This is a genomic window from Algoriphagus aquatilis (assembly GCF_042657405.1).
GTDB lineage: Bacteria > Bacteroidota > Bacteroidia > Cytophagales > Cyclobacteriaceae > Algoriphagus > Algoriphagus aquatilis.
On the sequence record NZ_JBHSKS010000001.1, the window covers coordinates 327,778 to 347,262 of the forward strand.

The 19,485-nt window shown below is 40.7% G+C and carries 14 protein-coding genes; 5 read left to right on the top strand and 9 right to left on the bottom strand.

Annotated features, from left to right (window positions below; all coding sequences use genetic code 11):
- Window positions 1-5: 5 nt before the first annotated feature.
- The 5 genes from cas6 to ACFPIK_RS01370 form a co-directional block, all read right to left on the bottom strand.
- A complete protein-coding gene (gene cas6 / locus ACFPIK_RS01350) occupies window positions 6-890 on the bottom strand; it encodes a CRISPR-associated endoribonuclease Cas6 (protein ID WP_377911426.1) in 885 nt (294 codons plus the stop codon).
- A gap of 98 nt (window positions 891-988) precedes the next feature.
- Window positions 989-2,086: a redox-regulated ATPase YchF gene (gene ychF / locus ACFPIK_RS01355; protein WP_377911428.1), complete on the bottom strand. Its 1,098-nt coding sequence runs from the start codon at window positions 2,084-2,086 to the stop codon at window positions 989-991.
- On the bottom strand, window positions 2,086-3,180 hold the full coding sequence (locus ACFPIK_RS01360) for an AI-2E family transporter (RefSeq protein ID WP_377911430.1): 1,095 nt from the start codon (window positions 3,178-3,180) through the stop codon (window positions 2,086-2,088). Before ACFPIK_RS01360 ends, ychF begins: the two co-directional genes overlap by 1 nt.
- An 83-nt stretch (window positions 3,181-3,263) precedes the next feature.
- Window positions 3,264-3,593, bottom strand: a complete 330-nt coding sequence (locus ACFPIK_RS01365; protein ID WP_377911432.1) for a DUF3276 family protein — start codon at window positions 3,591-3,593, stop codon at window positions 3,264-3,266.
- Between the two features lie 234 nt (window positions 3,594-3,827).
- On the bottom strand, window positions 3,828-4,175 hold the full coding sequence (locus ACFPIK_RS01370; RefSeq protein WP_377911434.1) for a 4Fe-4S binding protein: 348 nt from the start codon (window positions 4,173-4,175) through the stop codon (window positions 3,828-3,830).
- Between the two features lie 120 nt (window positions 4,176-4,295).
- Between ACFPIK_RS01370 and ACFPIK_RS01375 the strand changes: the two genes are divergently transcribed.
- Entirely contained in the window at window positions 4,296-5,333 is a 1,038-nt protein-coding gene (locus ACFPIK_RS01375; RefSeq protein ID WP_377911436.1) for an acyl-CoA reductase, read from the top strand.
- Here the strand turns inward: ACFPIK_RS01375 and ACFPIK_RS01380 are convergent.
- Window positions 5,330-7,093, bottom strand: a complete 1,764-nt coding sequence (locus ACFPIK_RS01380) for a sensor histidine kinase (protein WP_377911438.1) — start codon at window positions 7,091-7,093, stop codon at window positions 5,330-5,332. The genes ACFPIK_RS01375 and ACFPIK_RS01380 overlap by 4 nt on opposite strands.
- 84 nt (window positions 7,094-7,177) lie before the next feature.
- Here ACFPIK_RS01380 and ACFPIK_RS01385 point away from each other — a divergent pair, with 84 nt between their 5' ends.
- From ACFPIK_RS01385 to ACFPIK_RS01400, 4 genes are all read left to right on the top strand, one after another.
- Window positions 7,178-8,497 (top strand): TIGR00366 family protein, encoded by a 1,320-nt coding sequence (locus ACFPIK_RS01385; protein ID WP_377911440.1) that lies wholly within the window; start codon window positions 7,178-7,180, stop codon window positions 8,495-8,497.
- Window positions 8,498-8,635: 138 nt separating this feature from the next.
- Window positions 8,636-10,897, top strand: coding sequence for an aconitate hydratase (locus tag ACFPIK_RS01390; protein WP_377911442.1), 2,262 nt, complete (start codon window positions 8,636-8,638; stop codon window positions 10,895-10,897).
- Between the two features lie 63 nt (window positions 10,898-10,960).
- Complete coding sequence (locus ACFPIK_RS01395) at window positions 10,961-12,163, top strand: porin (protein ID WP_377911444.1); 1,203 nt, start codon at window positions 10,961-10,963, stop codon at window positions 12,161-12,163.
- Between the two features lie 129 nt (window positions 12,164-12,292).
- On the top strand, window positions 12,293-15,223 hold the full coding sequence (locus ACFPIK_RS01400; protein WP_377911446.1) for an ATP-binding protein: 2,931 nt from the start codon (window positions 12,293-12,295) through the stop codon (window positions 15,221-15,223).
- Here the strand turns inward: ACFPIK_RS01400 and ACFPIK_RS01405 are convergent.
- The 3 genes from ACFPIK_RS01405 to ACFPIK_RS01415 all read right to left on the bottom strand — a co-directional run bounded on the left by ACFPIK_RS01405 (window position 15,211) and on the right by ACFPIK_RS01415 (window position 19,393).
- On the bottom strand, window positions 15,211-16,140 hold the full coding sequence (locus ACFPIK_RS01405) for a tetratricopeptide repeat protein (protein WP_377911448.1): 930 nt from the start codon (window positions 16,138-16,140) through the stop codon (window positions 15,211-15,213). The two genes, ACFPIK_RS01400 and ACFPIK_RS01405, sit on opposite strands and share 13 nt — an antisense overlap.
- Before the next feature lie 72 nt (window positions 16,141-16,212).
- Window positions 16,213-17,313, bottom strand: a complete 1,101-nt coding sequence (locus ACFPIK_RS01410) for an AI-2E family transporter (RefSeq protein ID WP_377911450.1) — start codon at window positions 17,311-17,313, stop codon at window positions 16,213-16,215.
- A 40-nt stretch (window positions 17,314-17,353) separates the two neighbouring features.
- Window positions 17,354-19,393 (bottom strand): M3 family metallopeptidase, encoded by a 2,040-nt coding sequence (locus ACFPIK_RS01415; protein ID WP_377911452.1) that lies wholly within the window; start codon window positions 19,391-19,393, stop codon window positions 17,354-17,356.
- Window positions 19,394-19,485: the final 92 nt, after the last annotated feature.

Sequence of the window (19,485 nt, forward strand, 5' to 3'; positions counted from 1 at the left end):
TTTTTTTAAAACTCTTCTGTTGGATCTATTTCGTCAGAGGTTGGAGCGACGTTTTGTCTTACTCTTTCTGTAGGCTTGTAAGGAACAAAGCCTTCTCTTTTGAATTTGTAAGTGGTCGTTCTGTTACCTGCTGGGTGATTAGCTAAGTCAAGCATTCCAAAGCCTTTGTGCGTAAATGCACCCAATCCACATTTGAATACGAAATCCTGTACTTCCGGAGCTGCATACAGAGTGAATGGTAGGGTGTAACCTCTCACTTCATATTTCACATCCATATCATACACCGCATAGATGCGGGCAAATTTCTTTTGTTGTTCCTTGAGTTTATTTACATAAACCATATCGGGTACAACCTGGAATTTGTAGAAAGATTCCATTTGCTCTGCAGTATACCATCCTGATCTTTCCATTCGAGTCAAGGTAGACTCATATAAAAGATCAGAGAATTCGTCACTGTCAGGATTGATAAATCTTTTTCCGGCTTCCTCATTGAATGCCGGAGTAATCAGTACCAAAGGAGAAATACATACAAACTTGTTAGAAGTTTCCAAAGTTGGTTCAACTTCCAGTTCGGTGTATTCTGGAGATAGGATAAGGTTACCGAGTTCGATTTTTGGTGTGGCAAAAACCTGCTCGAGCAAGTAATCCATAAATTCTTCGCTTTGTGACGAAAGCACAAGAGTCACCAAGCTTGAATAGTAATGCAAGCCGCTTCTACTTACTTTAGTCTGCCCTTTAAGGCCAGAGAAATTGAAGTAGTTGTAATTGAAGAATTCTTCTCGACCGCCTTTGACAATCAAACCTTTCAGGAATTGCGCAAGGATGTACTGATGATGAAAAGGCAGATAGGAGCCTTTGTTTTTTAGGGAAAATATTAGTCTAACTCTCACGGTGATTAAAAATAATATGAGACAAATTGGTAATGTAAAATACTTTTTTTGTTTGGGTGGATAAGCGTCGTAAAACTACAATTATTTTCCAAGAAATGTCAAACATTGAAGCGAAAATGCATGATATCGCCGTCCTGAACGGTATATTCTTTGCCTTCGATGGAAATTTTTCCGTTTTCACGGCAACCTGCCTCGGTTTTAAACTGCTGGTAATCTCCCAGTTTAATTACTTCTGCCTTGATGAAGCCTCTTTCAAAATCTGTATGAATCACCCCGGCGGCCTGTGGTGCTTTCCATCCTTTTCGAATAGTCCAAGCTCTTACTTCCTGTACCCCGGCTGTAAAATAGGTGATCAAATTAAGAAGTGAATAAGCTCCTGAAATTAGTTTGTTTAAACCGCTTTCTTCAAGACCATATTCTGACAGAAACATTGCTTTTTCATCTGCATCATCAAATTCAGCGATCTGAGATTCGATAGCAGCGCAGAGTACAATGACATCGGCATTTTCTTCTTTTACTTTTTCTCTGAGTTGATCGACAAACTTGTTGCCTGTCAAAATGCTACCTTCATCCACATTGGCCACATATAACACAGGCTTGATCGTCAAAAGATGTAGATCTCTTACAGCTTCAAGTTCTTCTTTATCCACTTCGATCGCTCGGGCATTCAGGCCTGCTGTAAGCCCATCCTTGAATTGGATTAGTATTTCAAGTTCTCTTTTAGCTTTTGCATCACCTGATTTTGCGATTTTTTCAATACGCTGGATTTTCTTTTCTACTGATTCTAAATCCTTAAGTTGAAGTTCGGTGTCAATTACTTCTTTATCGAAAATAGGATCAACACCTCCTGCTACGTGTACAATATTGCTGTCTTCAAAGCATCGGATTACATGGATGATTGCATCTACTTCCCGGATATTTGCCAGAAATTTATTACCCAATCCTTCTCCTTTGGAAGCTCCTTTAACTAATCCTGCGATATCAACAAATTCTATAATTGTGGGTACCACACGCTGGGGATTGACAAGTCCCTCCAAAATTTGAAGCCTTTTGTCGGGGACAGAAACCACTCCTACGTTTGGCTCGATGGTACAAAAAGGAAAGTTAGCTGCTTCAGCTTTTGCGCTCGAAAGCGCATTAAACAACGTTGACTTACCCACATTTGGAAGTCCCACGATGCCACATTGTAATGCCATTAATTTGTTGCTTTAATTTTGAATATGCGATAGGATTTGTATCCCTTGTAAAACTCCATTACCGTCACTCTGAAAATGGTATAAACAGGGATGGCGAAAATCATCCCTACAATCCCGGCGATTTTTGCACCGGCAAAGATAATAACAAATATCTCAAGGGGATGGGCTTTTACAGATTTCGAGAAAATCATGGGCTGCAAAGCTACATTGTCTGTGATCTGAACAATTGCAAAAACCGAAGCAATTTTGATGAGAAAATAGGTGTACTCTGCATCAGAGGAGAAATTTCCGGTGGAAATCCCCACCACTATACCGAACAGCGTCCCCAAGATTGGTCCGGCATAAGGGATAAGGTTGGCTATTGCTGCGAAAAGGGCAATAGTTAAGGCGTATTCGACACCCGCTAAAGAAAGTCCAAAACCTGCCAATGAAAAAATTGCCAAAACCTGGATTAACAAGCCAAAGAGGTAATTGGATAGTAATTTTTCGACTTTTGTAAAAGTCGCTACGGATAATTCAAAATACGCATTGGGGATGAGGTTGAGTAGATTTCTTCGTAAAAGACCATTTTCTAAGAGTAAGAAAAATGTAATAAACGCTACGGCTAGGGTTCCTATAAGGATACTGCTGGTCAAAGAAATAAATCCTGTTATAAATCCTCCAATGTCAAATTTTTTGATCAAGGCCAAAATGGACTGTTTGATTTCATCCAATAAAAAGCCCTCCTTATTTTCCAATAGTTGATATCGAACCAAAAAACGCTCAAGCTTTTCGATCGGCGCTTGGATTTGGAAATAAATCCCATCAAGATCCAACTCACTTAAAATCAAAATCTGCTGATTGACAAGGGGGAAAAATACCAGACTCAACAAAAAAATCAAGGATATAATCGCCGAGTAGGATACTAAAATGGCCAACCATCTTGGGATGTGCTGTCCTATTAAGTGAAAATCATTGATTCGATTTGTCAGTGGTCTAAGAAGTGCAGCCAAGATCAGGGATATGATCATGTAAATAGTGATGTTAGAAAAATACCATCCAATGATCAAGAAGATCAATACGGACAGAATAGCGTAGACAAAAAACCTTTGCATAGGCAGGATAAAACAAAAGGAGGCCAAAGCCTCCTCAAATATACATTCTTAGATGTTTTTCAGGTTATCAAGTTGGGAAGTGATTATTCCCATCTTAATTCATCATTCATTTCATTTTCCGAATCTTCATTTTCAAATTGCTCAAAATCAAAATCCGGCATTAAGTCATTTTTCACATGGTCAACTGCTTCATTCAGTGCATTGACAAATTTGAAGAAGTCCTCCTTATAAAGGAAAATTTTATGCTTTTCGTAGCTGAAATTGTCTCCGTTTACCCTTCGCTTGCTTTCAGTGATGGTGAGGTAATAATCATTTCCTCTTGTAGACTTGATATCAAAAAAATAAGTTCGTTTACCTGCTTTTACTTTTTTTGAGAAAATTTCGTCTCTGTCGTATCCTCGGTGATCTTCCACAGTGCTTTAATTTGGGGTTGGTTATCTACACTTTAGGCGTCTAAGATAAAACAAAAGGCGGCTAGTTTTCAAAAGAGGTTTGGACTTTTTTTTAAAGACTAGTTGAAATCTGGGTATAAAAAGTTAAAAATCAGAAATAAAAATGAAGTCGTTAAACAAGCTTTTGGGGAGTAAATGAATTGAAATTCTAGACATCAAAATAAAAAAGAGTGGCCTAAGCCACTCTTTTTTATCTTATTCGCCATGCATAAAAGCTTTCTTTGCAAGCAGTTCTTGTTCTGTCTCCCGGTGATCAGGATCATCCACGCAACAGTCAACCGGACATACAGCAGCACACTGTGGTTCCTCATGGAAGCCATTGCACTCTGTGCATTTTGCCGTCACGATATAATAAAATTCATCAGAAACGGGAGTCTGCTTTTCTGTGCCGCTTACGACAGTGCCATCTTCTAGAGTTACCTCTTTCAGATTGGTTCCGCCTCCCCAAGTCCACTCGACACCACCTTCATAAATTGCTGTATTTGGGCATTCAGGTTCGCATGCACCGCAATTGATGCATTCGTCTGTAATCATTATAGCCATAGTTCTTCAATTTTGATTGTCAAAAGTACAACCTCATCAACTTTAAGGCAATAAAAAAGTTGTCACACTAATTAATTTAAATTTATTCCAAGCTAGTCGCCTTTTGGATACCTTTGTCAAATGAGTCCATATCCAAGCTTTCAGTCCCGAATTCAAGCCTTTATTCAGCTAGGGTTACAATTAGCTTCAATTGATGAAGAGGAGAAATATTCACTTTTTAGACGGGTAGAGAATCAAAATGCATGGTTTATTCCTAGTTCAGTCAGTAATGCGCTGGAAGGTATTCAGCTCTTTTTGGAAGAAAAAAATCTGACCGATTGGCTTTCCAAGTATCAAATCATTGAGCCGTCGAATCCTAAAAACATCGGCATTTTGATGGCGGGAAATATACCTGCGGTTGGATTTCATGATCTTCTTTGTGTCTTGATTTCAGGTCACATTGCTTCCGTTAAGCTTAGCTCTTCGGATTCGGTCTTGGTCACATGGCTCATTGGTCAATTGATCGCAATCGAACCAAGCTTCGCTTTACTTATCAAAATAGAAGATATGCTAAAAAGCAAAGATGCTTACATAGCAACTGGAAGTGATAATTCTGCTAGGTATTTCCATTACTATTTTGGTAAATATCCTCATATCATCCGGTCCAACAGAACTTCTGTAGCGATACTTACTGGTGAGGAGACAGACCAAGATTTGGAAAATTTAGGAAGGGATATTTTTCAATATTTCGGCCTGGGTTGCAGAAATGTATCCAAAGTTTTTGTGAAATCGGAAGACTCCTTGGTTAGTCTTTTGGGAGTTTTGGATAAGAAGGACTGGATTTATTCCCATCATAAGTACCTCAATAATTATGACTACAATAAGTCCATTTATTTGGTCAATGGGGAGCCTCATTTGGATAATGGTTTTCTCCTACTGAAGGAAAGCCAAGAGTTGGTTTCTCCGATTGCTGTCCTTTATTATGAAAAATACCAAGATGAAAAAGACTTGGATCAAAGACTTGAATTAATTAAAGACAAGGTTCAGTGTATAGTCGGGAATCAAGTTGGATCGATAGCTGGTCTTATTCCTTTTGGCCAAGCACAGCTGCCATGCCCGTGGGATTACGCTGATCATGTAGATACTTTGCAATTCCTGAATTCTCTTTCTGAAAACTAATCGGCATACCAAATTGGCAATTTGATATAGAATTGGGATCCTTCTCCCAAGTTGGATTCAATTCGGATGCTGCCATTATTTTTAGCCAAATACTCTTTTACCAGTAGCATTCCCAAGCCAGTGCCGGTTTCGTTATTTTGTCCCCTGGTGGTAAAGGAAATCCCTTCTCGGATTTTAGTGAGATTTTCAGGAGAAATGCCTGCCCCAAAATCCCGCACACAGATTTGATAGTCTTGCCCGATTTCTTCACAAGTGATTTCAATCTTTGAGTTTGATCTAGAAAATTTAATAGCGTTTGAAATCAAATTTCTAAAAATCAATTCCATCATATTTTTATCAGCTTTTACCCAAGTGTTTTCAAATCCATGCATTTCGATGTGGACTGACTTTTCGGAAGCTATTCTTTCCAAAAGACTTTTTTGGCCAGTGACAATACGATTAAGGTCAATTTTTTGAGGCTGAAGGTATTCTCCTTTTAGCTGAGAACTTGTCCAGGCGAGTAGATTTTCCAACAAAATGGAGACTTGTTCCATATTTCTGGATACTTCTGGAAGCATATTATAAAATTCATCTTTCGGGATAAGTCCTGTTTGTGTCAGATGTATCAGCTCCTTCACCCCAAAAACAGGTCCCTTCAGATCATGTGAAATAATGCTGAAAAATTTGTCTTTCAGGTTATTTAACTGCTGAAGTTCCGTGGCTTGATTTTGTAGTCGTTCGTTGATTTTGATTTCGGCGGTAATGTCATCAAAAAGAAGTAAAACCCCGGATAAGAAAGGTCCTCCTTCCAAGATGGGTATAGCTTCGATCTTGATTATTGCCTCTCCATTGGCACCATTAATTCTACTTTCAATGATTTTTTGTTCGGAAGATTTAAGAAGTGTGAGAATCTCAGGTCTGTCTGTAAAAATGACCTCACCATGTTGTCCCATTTTTATTTTTTCGGGATGGAGACAAAACTTTTTAACCGCCAGATTAAAGTCCACCACTTTATCTCTATGGTCAAAAACCAATACACCCCTGGACATCACTTCCAATATTTTATCCCTGGCAAATGGCTTTAGGTTCAGAAGGTTGAATCTCAATATCGCTATTCCTAATAGAAAATAGGTGAAAATGAAAGCGTAAGGGGTCATGTCTAAACCTTCGTAAGGTTTGAACCAGGAGGTTTGATAAAAGACGTTTATGATCAACGGAAAAAAACCTCCAAGTATTAGAAGTCTAGTCTGAAGTTTATAGTGTTTATTGGCAAATTGAAATCGCCTCCAAAGAATATAGGTGCCCCAAAAATAAAAAAAGTAAGAATAAATGACCTGAACCATATACATAGGCCCTTTTTCAATTCCAAGCATTGGAAATGGGCCTGAAGTGATTAGCCAGTTTGATTTATAGTGGAGGTGGTGAAAAGAATTGGTGAGAACAATTGAATAAATGAGGATTGGGAAAATGAAAAGTGAAGGATATACCCATTTGGATGAAGAATTGTCATATCCTGTATATTTCAAAGAAAACATGACCCAACATGCAGGAGCCATCACCAAACCAATATATTGGAGTTTGGTAAGAAATAGCATGCTGTCAATTGAGGTTTGGGTAAGTTCGACTCCATAGAAAAAACCCCACAGTGAGAACGATATCATCGTAAATGCTATCCACCTGACAGAGTCTTCCAGCTTAAATCCTATGTAAAAAGAAAGTCCCAATACCATGGTACTGGATACCAGTAGCGTAAGGGCATATGGGTTAAACAAAAATTCCATTATCTTAAAATTATCACTTGGGCTTCTAAGGCCTCATTTCAAATAATTCTCTATACTAATTCAAAAAACTCAACTATAAAAGTATTGAAAAACAACACCGCCAAAAACATTTTTAAGTCCTTTTTGAGTCCGGTGGGATTGGTGCTTCTGCTCACACTTATGACTTTTATCACAGGGTATATCCTGATGGACCAAACCGAATCAGATTCCTCTTTATCAAAAGTGGTAAGGCTTTTGGCTTATTGGCAGGAAGGTTTTTTTAGTCTGCTTGGATTTACGCTGCAGATGATCATGATTCTGGTTTTTGGATATGCTCTTGCAGTTTTTGCTCCGATTAACAGGGTCCTAAAAGTGATCGCCGGGATTCCAAAAAACTTAACCGCCGCGACCTTGTTGACTGCGGTTATTACCTCATTCGCAGGTATTCTTAATTGGGGATTTGGATTGATTGTAGGAGCGATCTTGGCCAGGTTTGTCCATGAATCCTTGATTTCAAAAGGCTTTAAATCCAATTCAGCACTTTTAGCATCAACGGGTTATTTGGGAATGGCAGTTTGGCATGGAGGACTATCAGCTTCTGCACCACTTACTGTAGCGGGTAAAGGTCATTTTCTGGTGGATACCATTGGGATCATTCCTGTATCCGAAACACTATTCTCGTCCTTCAATGTATGGATTACGTCAGGCTTGATTTCAGTTTTTCTGATTACAGCCTATGTACTTTCCAAAACTTCATTGACAACTAGTGATTCTGTGGCCTCCAATCCGCTAAGGCCTATTGAATCTGGAAAGGAAGGTTCTTTAGCAAGAGGGGTAGGTCTATTCATGATTCTGGTGATGATGGTAGGACTTATTTTCGCAGAAGAAGCTAGTTTGGGCATGATTACATTGAATTGGGTTAATTTCCTTCTATTCTCGTTGGTGTTAATAGCCTATAAGTCATGGGAAAGATTTAGCCTTGCAGTTGGGCAAGGATTAAAAACTTCCTCCGATATATTGATCCAGTTTCCCTTTTATGCGGGGATCTTGGGTTTATTGAGTTCCTCTGGTGCCTTGTATGAGCTTTCTCAATTAATCCAATCTCAAACGAGCAAAGAGTTTTTTCCTTTGATCACGTTTTTCTCTACTGCATTTGTGAATTTATTGGTTCCATCGGGCGGCGGGCAATGGGCTATTCAAGGTCCTGTGATTATGGAGACAGCTGCCAATTGGGGTTTGAATTTTGCCAAACTGACCATGATATTTGCATATGGCGATCAGATTAGCAATCTCCTCCAGCCATTTTGGGCCTTGCCTTTACTTTCTATTACCGGTGTGCCCGTGCGCAAGTTGTTGCCTTACTGCGCCATGCTGTTTCTTTCAGGGTTTGTTTTCCTGACTTTAGCTATCTGGTGGATGTATTGATTTTTTCAAATGGATTTAGCGCTTTTAAAAAATGATGGTAGAACCTTAAGAATGAATTGAGCGTTCCCTTTTCAGTCTCTTTTTCCTATATTCGCGAGCGAAAAATTGAACCTTTTATCCACCTAAATATCCAAAACGATGGCTTTTGATATCGAAATGATCAAAGAAGTGTATGCCCGGTTTCCGGAGCGTATCGCAGCTGCAAGAAAAGCTGTAGGTAAGCCGCTTACTTTGACAGAAAAAATTCTTTATGCCCACCTTACCGAAGGCCCTGCTAGTCAGTCTTATGCGAGAGGCAAGTCTTACGTAGATTTTCAGCCTGATCGAGTAGCCATGCAGGATGCAACGGCTCAGATGGCTTTGCTTCAATTTATGCAGGCTGGAAGAGATAAAGTGGCTGTTCCTTCTACCGTACACTGCGATCACTTGATTCAAGCAGAGATCGGGGCTGAAAAAGACTTGAATAAGGCGAAGGATAAGAATAAAGAAGTTTATGACTTTTTGGCTTCGGTATCCAATAAGTATGGCATTGGATTTTGGAAGCCAGGTGCAGGTATCATCCATCAAGTAGTACTGGAGAATTATGCGTTCCCTGGTGGAATGATGATTGGTACTGATTCTCACACCCCAAATGCCGGTGGACTTGGCATGATCGCAATCGGTGTAGGTGGTGCAGATGCATGCGACGTTATGGCGGGACTACCTTGGGAACTTAAATTTCCCAAGCTGATTGGTGTGAAATTGACAGGTAAAATGTCCGGTTGGACTTCTGCAAAAGATGTGATCTTGAAAGTAGCAGGTATCTTGACAGTAAAAGGCGGTACTGGTGCTATTGTGGAATATTTTGGAGCAGGTGCCCGTTCGCTTTCAGCTACCGGAAAAGGCACAATCTGTAACATGGGCGCTGAAATTGGTGCTACCACTTCTATTTTTGGGTATGATGAAAAATCTGCCGCCTACCTTCAGGGAACAGGTCGTGCTGACATCGCAGCCATGGCAGACGCTATCGCTGCGCATTTGACTGGGGATGATGAAGTTTACGCTAACCCAGAGCAGTACTTTGATCAAGTGATCGAAATTAACCTTTCTGAGCTGGAGCCACACGTAAATGGTCCTTTCACTCCAGATTTGGCTTGGCCAATCTCTAAGTTTGCCGCTGCTGTGAAAGAAAACGGCTGGCCAGCTAAGTTGGATGTAGGCTTGATTGGTTCTTGTACCAACTCTTCCTATGAGGATATTTCCCGAGCAGCTTCACTTGCTCAACAGGCTGTAGATAAGAAGCTTAATGCAAAATCAGAATATACCATTACTCCAGGTTCGGAGCAGGTTCGTTTCACAGTGGAGCGCGACGGCTTTTTGGATACCTTCGGTAAAATGGGTGGTGTGGTTTTAGCCAATGCCTGTGGACCATGTATTGGTCAGTGGGCTCGTCATGGAGCTGAAAAGCAAGAGAAAAACTCCATCATCACATCTTTCAACAGAAACTTTGCTAAGCGTGCAGACGGTAACCCAAATACCCACGCATTTGTGGCTTCTCCGGAAATTGTGACAGCATTGGCTATTGCAGGTGATTTGACTTTCAATCCATTGACAGATACGCTTACCAATTCAGAAGGTCAGCAAGTAAAACTGGATGAACCTAGAGGGCTTGAGCTTCCTGCAAAAGGTTTTGCAGTAGAGGACGCAGGTTACCAAGCACCGGCAGAGGATGGTTCTTCCGTTCAGGTTTTGGTGAGCCCGACATCTGATAGACTTCAGCTTCTTGATTCTTTCCCTGCGTGGGAAGGAACTGACCTTAAGGGTCTCAAGCTATTGATTAAAGCTAAAGGTAAGTGTACGACAGACCATATTTCCATGGCAGGTCCTTGGTTGAAATACAGAGGTCACTTAGATAATATCTCCAATAACATGCTTATTGGTGCTGTGAATGCATTTAATGATGCGACCAATAAGGTCAAAAATCAATTGAATGGAGAATATGGAGAAGTGCCTGCAACACAAAGACAATATAAAGCAGCAGGAATCGGGTCTATCGTAGTGGGTGATGAAAACTATGGTGAAGGATCTTCCAGAGAGCATGCTGCGATGGAACCAAGATTCTTAGGAGTTCGCGCTATTTTGGTTAAGTCATTTGCCAGAATTCACGAGACTAACTTGAAAAAACAGGGTATGTTGGCATTGACTTTTGCCAATCCGGCTGACTATGAGTTGATTCAGGAAGATGATGCTATAGACATTGTAGGCCTGACTGATTTTGCACCAGGCAAGCCTCTTCAGATCATTCTCAATCATAAAGACGGTAGTACTCAAGCTATCTTAGCTAATCATACCTACAATGAAGGCCAAATTGAGTGGTTCAAAGCAGGAAGTGCTTTAAATCTTATCAAAGCAAAAGCCTGATCTAATTGAAAAAAACTAAAAGCCGTAGCGAATAATCGTTACGGCTTTTTTACATTATATCCCATGAAAAATTTCCTACGGATCTTATCGGTTTCGATCCTTTTATCCCTTGTGGGTACCCCTGCAAAAGCCCAAAATGAATCTGATGAGAGGGCTTTGTTGGAAGTCCAAAATGGGATTAGTATTTCAAAAGATTCATTGTTTAAACTCAATCTCCGGTTTAGAATGCAAAATCGATTTGGATTGAGAACTGAGAGTGGAGAGGATTTATCCATTGAGCAGACTGATTTCAGAGTAAGAAGGATGCGATTAAGACTCGATGGCTACGTACTGAATCCCAGAATCCAGTATTATATCCAGTTAGGTTTTTCAAAATCAGACATGGATCTGGATGGGGGTAGTTTTGCTCAACCCATACGGGATGCAATTATCTATTATTACTTTAATCCTAATTTTTATGTGGGTTTTGGGCAGTCCAAATTGCCCGGAAACCGTGAAAGGGTCGTGAGTTCTGGTAACCTTCAGTTTGTTGACCGCTCTATCGCCAATGGTGTTTTTACCTTAGATCGTGATTTTGGCTTTTTTGCATATTATACTCTTCCTACCAAAGGAAAGGCTCAATACCAACTGAAGGGTGCTGTCAGCACGGGAGAGGGTAGAAATCCATCCCCGGGAGACAATGGGCTCAGCTATACAGGACGAATTGAATTTTTGCCATTTGGAAAGTTCAAGAATGGGGGAGACTACTCGGAGGGTGACTTGGAGTTTGAACCTAAACCAAAGTTATCTCTCGCCCTTACCCTAAATTCAAATCAAAATGCAGTGAGGGCAAGAGGACAGTTGGGTTCTGATCTATATGCAAAACGAGATCAGAAGGTACTGATCGCAGATGCTATGTTCAAATACCGAGGATGGGGTGTTTTGGCTGAATATTTTCAAAGAAAATCCCCAGATCCAATTACTCGAAATTCGGCAGGAGCGACTAGGGTGGTGTGGATTGGAAAGGGGCACAATATCCAGCTGAGCAAAATGATCTCTTCCAAATCTGAGTTGGCTTTGAGATATGCTGAAGTCAGACCGGAAGATGAGATTAAACCATACGAAAGCCAAGGTGATGAAGTGGCGTTGGGATTTTCCAGATATCTCAATGGACACAGAATAAAACTTCAGGGAAATCTAGGATATGGGTGGGCAAACAATGAATGGAATCTGGTTAATACCTCCAATTTTTGGTTCGGTACATTTCAGGTAGAGTTTGGTATTTGATTTTTTTTTACAAAAAAATGTATTTATAATTTCAAAAACTTGCCATGAAATACAATTTGCTGTATGTTTACTTCCAAATGAGGGTGAAAAACCTTTTATTTTAAAGAAAGCACTACATAAGGCTGAAAAATGCAGGATAAAGGGATCAATAGCACATTTAAAAAAATCATTTACGAGTCATCGGAAATGGTTTTTTTGGCTGATGATACCTACCCCTATTCTATTTTTTATACCAATGAAGCTTTTGATGAAAAAATTGGAGACACTTTAACCGATCGCAACTTGGTAGGTCTGGGATTGGACATCAATGCCTACATTTTCAAGGAGGAATTGGTATTGTCCCACGGGCAAAAAGAATATTCATTTAGGCTGGAGCTACCTCAGGACAGTGGATCCAATTATTTTTTGTTCTACAAAGGAAAGGAAATCAAATCTTTTGGACTGCCAAGTAAAAAAGAGGCGTATCAGTTTTTTACCTCCAAACTTGATGTCATAGCCATTGGAAAACATGACCATTTGACCTACCTCAATTCTATGGTTTTGCCTGTTTTAGGCTATGAACCGGTTGAATTGCTCAATACCAATCTTTGTTCTTTTGTTCATGCAGAAGACTTGGAACATTTACAAAATGTATGGAAGATTCACTCCAAATCTCTGGAACCCATCTTTCATTCTTTCCGATTTAAGGCAAAGAACAGTTCCTATAAACTCTTGGAATGTGCAATCCAGTTTACGCAGGAATCTTTCTTTGTAATTGCACGGGATATTTCTACAAGGAAATCCGGACAGGAAGATGAGGCGTTGCTCACCAGCCTGATTAACAAAGTCCCTTCCTTATCCAGGTCATTAAGTTTTAAGTACTCCAGTGATTCAAGAGAGTTGAATTGGGGATTATCGGAGGCGGATCTTTTGGAAAAATTTCAAGTTTCTGTAAAAGAGAAAGATGTCCTTTGCGAAAGGATGATTTCTTTTTTGGCAAATTTTGATTTCGCTAAGGATGAAAATCAATTCTTGGAAGGTAAATTTTCTCCCTTGGTTGGATTTGACTTCAGCTATTCTATTTTTCAGCCAAAAACATCGCCTTCTTCTGTTTGGGGGGTAATTTGGGATCAAAAAGAAAAAAGTGACCTGCTAGAACAAGCTTCCGTCCTAGGAAAATACTGGGATGAATGCCCCGAGGCTATGATGATTTTAGGCTGGGGGGGTGAAATAGGGAGCATCAATCAAGTGGCCAAAAGTTTATTTGATCTCGATGATTCATCTGTCAATAAACACCTGAATTCATTGAATATTTTTTCTGGGGAGGATAATAGCTGGTCCGAATGGAGAGGCAAAATTGAAGACGGAAAAAATCAATCCAAATTTTCTGTCCGATGCTTTGAAGAATCTGAAAATCCCCTGACCATCGAGGTCGCTCTGAAGAAGTTGCAACTAGCTTCGGGTGATCAGGCCATTGTTTCGTTCCGAAACATCAGTGAAAAAGTAAGCCTTGAAAAAACCTTAGAGCAAAGCAGTGACTTCTTGATGAACCTAACCGAGCAGGTTCCAGGAGGACTTTACCAGCTTGTGCTGAATGCTGAAGGACAAATGAATTTTTCATTCCTTTCCAAAGGAATCAATTCAGTGTTGGGTATTTCTCAAGAAGAAATACATCAGTTTACCGACATTTCCTCTGCTATTTCTAAAGTTCACCCTCAGGATCTTCCTACAGTAATCATGTCATCAGTGGCATCAGCTAAAAAGATGGACCCGTGGCAATGTCAGTTTAGGGTGAAATCCGGTGATCAAGAACAGCCTTACCGTTGGGTGCTTGGAGCCGCTCGTCCACAGGCAATGGAAAATGGAGACATGGTTTGGTATGGCTATTTGACAGACATTACGAAGCAGAAAGAATTTGAAACCAAACTGGATGAAGCTAGAAAGGCTGCCGAAAAGGCTACTCAAATCAAATCTGATTTCCTTTCTATGATCAGCCATGAATTGAGAACGCCACTCAATGCCATCTCCGGATCTGTATACTCGCTTTTCCATGAAAATCCGACTGACTCCCAAAAGTCAGCCTTGAATACCATCAATTTTGCGGTCGATAATTTGATCATCATGATCAACGACCTACTTGATTTCCAGAAAATTGAGGCTGGTAAATTGACCATTGAGCACAATCCTCTTAACCTGAAGGGACTGTTGGAGCAGATCATCAAAGGTCTATCCTTCCATGCGGCAGATTCGAAAAACAAACTGTCATTGCACCTTTCCAATGGCTTGGATCTGGCTGTCAAAGGAGACAAAACAAGACTTTCTCAGATACTAAATAACCTGATCACCAACGCCTTGAAATTTACCCAAGAAGGCAATGTAGATGTCAAAGTCGAACTATTGGGTCAGGTAAGGAATAAAGTGAAGATCTATTTTGAAGTGAAAGATTCAGGGATTGGCATCGCTCCTGAAAATCAGGAAAAGATCTTTAATGATTTTGACCAAGTTCGTCCAACTTTCAGTACCAAATACGGAGGTACCGGTCTCGGACTTTCCATCACGCGAAAGCTACTCAAACTAATGGGTGGAAACATCGCCTTGGAATCCCAAGTTGGTAAGGGAAGTAAGTTCTTCTTTGAACTTGAATTTGAAGTGGCAGAACAGGAGTTGGCGGTGATTCAGGAAGTGAAAAGCAAGTCGATTTCATTCGATACTCTTCATCTGCTAATGGCCGAGGACAATGATGTCAATTCCCTTGTTTTGGGAAAAATTATCAAAAAATGGGGCTTCACTTACGACCGAGTCCTAAATGGACTTGAAGCAGTCGAAGCTGTCAAAAACAATTCTTACGACTGTATCCTAATGGATATACAGATGCCAGAGATGGATGGCTTTGAAGCGACTACGGAGATCAAGAAGTTTTCCGACATTCCCGTCATTGCGCTTACCGCTGCGGCCAAACTTGAAATCATGGAGAAAATCGATGCCTGTGGATTTGAAGGCTTTGTAGCCAAACCCATCGATGCTGCCGAGCTTCTGAAGAAAATCAAAGAGGTGATTACCGAGAAAAACTACAAAGCCTGAGCTTTTTCAAGATACTCAGCTACCAAATCCATCTCTGGATAATTTTTTGCCAAGTCTGTCAGGTAGGAAAGTGCAGATACTTTATCCCCAGTCATGACATAGTAAATTCCCTTGTTCCTTAATGCAAATGGGTTTTTGGGATCCATCTGAATGCTTTGATTGATTAGATCAAGCCCTTCTTCTTTATTATTCAGAAAAAGCAAATAGAGGCCCTTGTTATTGTAAAAATAGGCCTGCCTGTTATCCAATGTGATTGCCTTTTCCACGGAATTCAATGCATTTTCATAATCTCTTTCATCAAAAAGAATCATAGATCTGAGATTGTGCAGATTAGGTTCGGTCGGATTGAGTTTTTCTGCTTCATCCAAAACGGACTTAGACTCCGTGTATTTTTTTTGATAATAAAGAATGGTGGCTTGATTGACCATTAAGTCTGAATTTTCAGGAGCAAGTCGAGAAGCTGATTGAAAGGCAACCAAAGAAGCAGGGAAGTCCTTCAATTTCTCCAAAGTAAGACCCTGAAGGAAAAATGACTTCCAGTTTTCCGCATCCAGTTTGATCAATTTTTCTGCATCTTCTCTCGCTTTGTAAAATTCGCCGTTATCCAAATAGCCCAATCCCCTTTGAAAAAGCGCTTCGTAATAGTCAGGTTTAAATTGTATTGCTTTTGAAAAATCACCGATGGCATCCTCTAGCTGATTCAATCTCAGGTGCGCCATTCCTTTATTGAAATAAGCATCGGAATACGTAGAGTCTAGGCTGATGGCCTCCTGATAGAATCCAATAGCGGTTTTAGGGTCATTTTCCTCCATTTTTTCATTTCCTTTCAGAAGGAATCGACCTTTTTTATCATCCAAGCTATCGCAGCTTATCCAAAAGATAGCTGCCAGCAATACGATCTTATTCGGAAATTTCATGTGATTATAATTTGATTATGAAAGGCCACATGGAATCTCGCAAATCTTATAATCATTCCAGTGTGTGACTTTTTAGTCATGCTCGATTTCATCAGTAGAAGTACTCGGTTTAGTTTCGGTTTTTTCTTCACCCAAAAGTAAGGCAAAGGGTTGTGTGGATTCAGAAAGCTCGAAGATTTCCCTCAAGATAGCCATGGTAGGAATCACCAGAATCATCCCTGCTACTCCCCAAATCGAACCTCCGATCAATAATCCCAAAAAGGTCATGAATGCATTGAGGTTTACATTGCCTCCCACGATTTTTGGGGTTAGGAAGTTTCCTTCCAATGTTTGAATCACCTGATAGGAGATAAGCACGAATACAGGGGCAAGCAAACTGTCCATGGTCAGGAATGAATAGACCACAGGAAGTATCACCCCGATCAGCGGCCCGATGTAAGGAATGATATTCAGGATAGCTCCCAAAAGGCCAAAGAATATGGCATGCTCGACACCAATCACACTATAAGCAGTAATATTAAGAACTGCTAAGATGACCATGACCTTGCCTACGCCGGAAATGTAATTTTGAACAAGTTTGCGTAGGCTGATGATTCTCATCTTGACCAATGATGGATCTTTATCTGCATAAATTTTTACCATCATTTGCGTCAAATGATCCCGATAAAGAAGGAAGAAAAACATGAAAATCGGAATCAGGATTAGCCCGGTAAGTGATCCAATGGCATTCAATGCAAAAGCTGAAATGCTACTGCTGTTTTCATTGATGTAATTTAAAATTACCTCTGAATTGAATTTTTCAGCCAGCTTTTCATTCACGCCAAACGAGCTCGCGAGCCAAGTTTCAAGTTGGATTAAGATACTCGTCAGACGATCGGATACATTTTCAAAATCATTGGCAAAACTTACCACATTGGCAATGATAAAGCTGACCAAGCCAACCACGATCCCGATCATTAGCAGAAGCGAAACTACGCCGGTGACGACCCTGGGCACTCGATAGTTTTCCAACCAATTACTCAAAGGTGTGAAAAGAACCGCAAAAAAACCTCCCATAAATAAAGGTACCAGCAGGCTTTTACCAATGACCAGCAAATACACTAGCACGATGATAAACAACATCACGGTCAGTGCTTTGAGATAAGGAGGAAGGTAAAAGGTTCTCTTTTCCATAGAGTAGGGTCAAAAGTTTTTCAAAAACGAATCCCTCAAGTTAAGCATTTAGCAATCCACTTCTTTTCAAGAGAGCCTCAGGTTTGGGATCTCTGCCGCGGAATCTTCTATACAATATGGAAGGATGCTCACTTCCTCCGGCAGAAAGTATATTTTTTGCAAAAGACTGTGCCGTCTCAGGATCAAACACACCTTTTTCCTGAAATAGCTCAAAAGCATCTGCATCGAGTACTTCGGCCCACTTATAGCTGTAGTATCCGGAAGAATAGCCCCCTTGGAAGATGTGGGAAAAACTGGTACTCACCATAGTTCCTTCAACCTTCGGAAGTAAGTCTGTTTTCCTCATCACTTCCTGTTCAAATTCCCGGATGCTTTGAATTGTATCAGGATTTTGACTGTGATAGGCCATGTCCAAGAGTCCAAAACTCAGCTGCCTCACCGTCATGTAGCCTTGCTGGAAGTTTGCAGCAATTTTGATTTTTTCAATCAACTCGCTAGGAATAGGTTCCCCTGTCTCATAATGAGTGGCAAAGAGGTCCAGGCATTCTTTTTCATAGCACCAGTTTTCAAAGATCTGCGAAGGAAGCTCCACGAAGTCCCAAAACACACTGGTGCCGGATAGACTCTCATAAGTTCCCTTGGCTAGCATGCCATGCAGTGCATGTCCAAATTCGTGGAATAATGTCGTGACTTCATTAAAGGTCAGCAGACTAGGTTTGGTTTTAGTCGGTTTGGTGAAGTTGCAGACAATGGAAATGTGCGGTCTGCTGTCCATTCCATTTTCCAAGTATTGGCCTTTGTAGGAGGTCATCCAGGCTCCATTTCGTTTTCCAGGTCTTGGGAAAAAATCAGCATAAAACACCGATACAAATGCTCCAGCCTGATCGTACACTTCATAGGCGGTCACTTCCGGATGGTAAACCGGGATTTCAGAGTTGGGTCTGAATGAAAGTCCGTACAGCTTGGAAGCTGTTTCAAAGACTCCCTGGATTACATGTTCCAATTTGAAATACGGTCGGAGTAATTCGTCATCCAAGGCGTACTTTTCCTTTTTGAGTAGTTCGGAATAGTAAGCGAAATCCCATTTTTGAAGCGATTCCAATCCATCCAGTTTTTTGGCAAATTCTGCTACTTCCTTCACTTCTGCTTCTGCTTTAGGTTTTGCCTTTTCCAGCAATGAGTGAAGAAAATCCATCACGGTCGCAGGGCTTTTTGCCATTCGCTCTTCCAACACAAAATCCGCATGGCTGCCAAATCCCAACAGCTTGGCTCGCTGATCTCGAAGTTGGAGAAGCTTGAGAATGATTTCCTGATTATCCAGCTCGTCTCCCTTGGACGATTTGGTATTGAAAGCCATGAAAAGTGTTTTTCTCAATTCCCTGTTTTTGGCATAGGTCATCACGGGGATGTAAGAAGGATAATCTAGGGTAAAGGCCCATTTTCCGGGCTGGCCTTTTTCCTCTGCAATTTGAGCAGCGGCTTCTTTAGCACCTTCGGGTAGTCCTTCCAGTTCACTTTCCTGATCTACAAAATGGACAAACTTGTTGGTTTCCGCCAATACATGTTCCCCAAATCGGAGACTCAACTGGGCAAGTTCCTGATCGATTATTCTGAGTTTGTCTGCTTCTTCGGTAGTCAGTTTTGCTCCGTTTCTGACAAAGGATTTATAGGTTTTGTCTAATAGTGTGGTCTGTTCTGGATTCAGGTGGAGGCTTTCTTTGGTAGCGAAAACCTGCGCCACTCGTTGAAAGAGTTCTTGATCCAGCAATACATCATTGGAATGCTCAGTTAGGAGAGGTGAGATTTCCCGTGCCAATTTTTGAATCTGATCATTGGTTTCGGCAGAGTTTAGGTTAAAAAAGATGGCCGAAATCACCCCCAATCGCTTTCCGCTTCTATCCAGCGCTTCGATGGTATTTTCAAAAGTTGGAAGAGGTTGTGCTTTGATTTCTGCTATCTCTTTTTTGGCAGATGCAATGGCCTCTGTGATGGCAGGAAGAAAATGCTCGGGTTGGATGTGCTGAAATGGAGCTGTTTCGAATGGAGTGGTAAATGGAGAAAGTAGTGGGTTAGTCTGCATGATTCGGATAGGAAGTCTGCCGGGATTTGGCAGGAATTTTTGCTTGGGCAAATTTACCCCAATGATTAGAATACGCTAAGGATTCTTTTCCA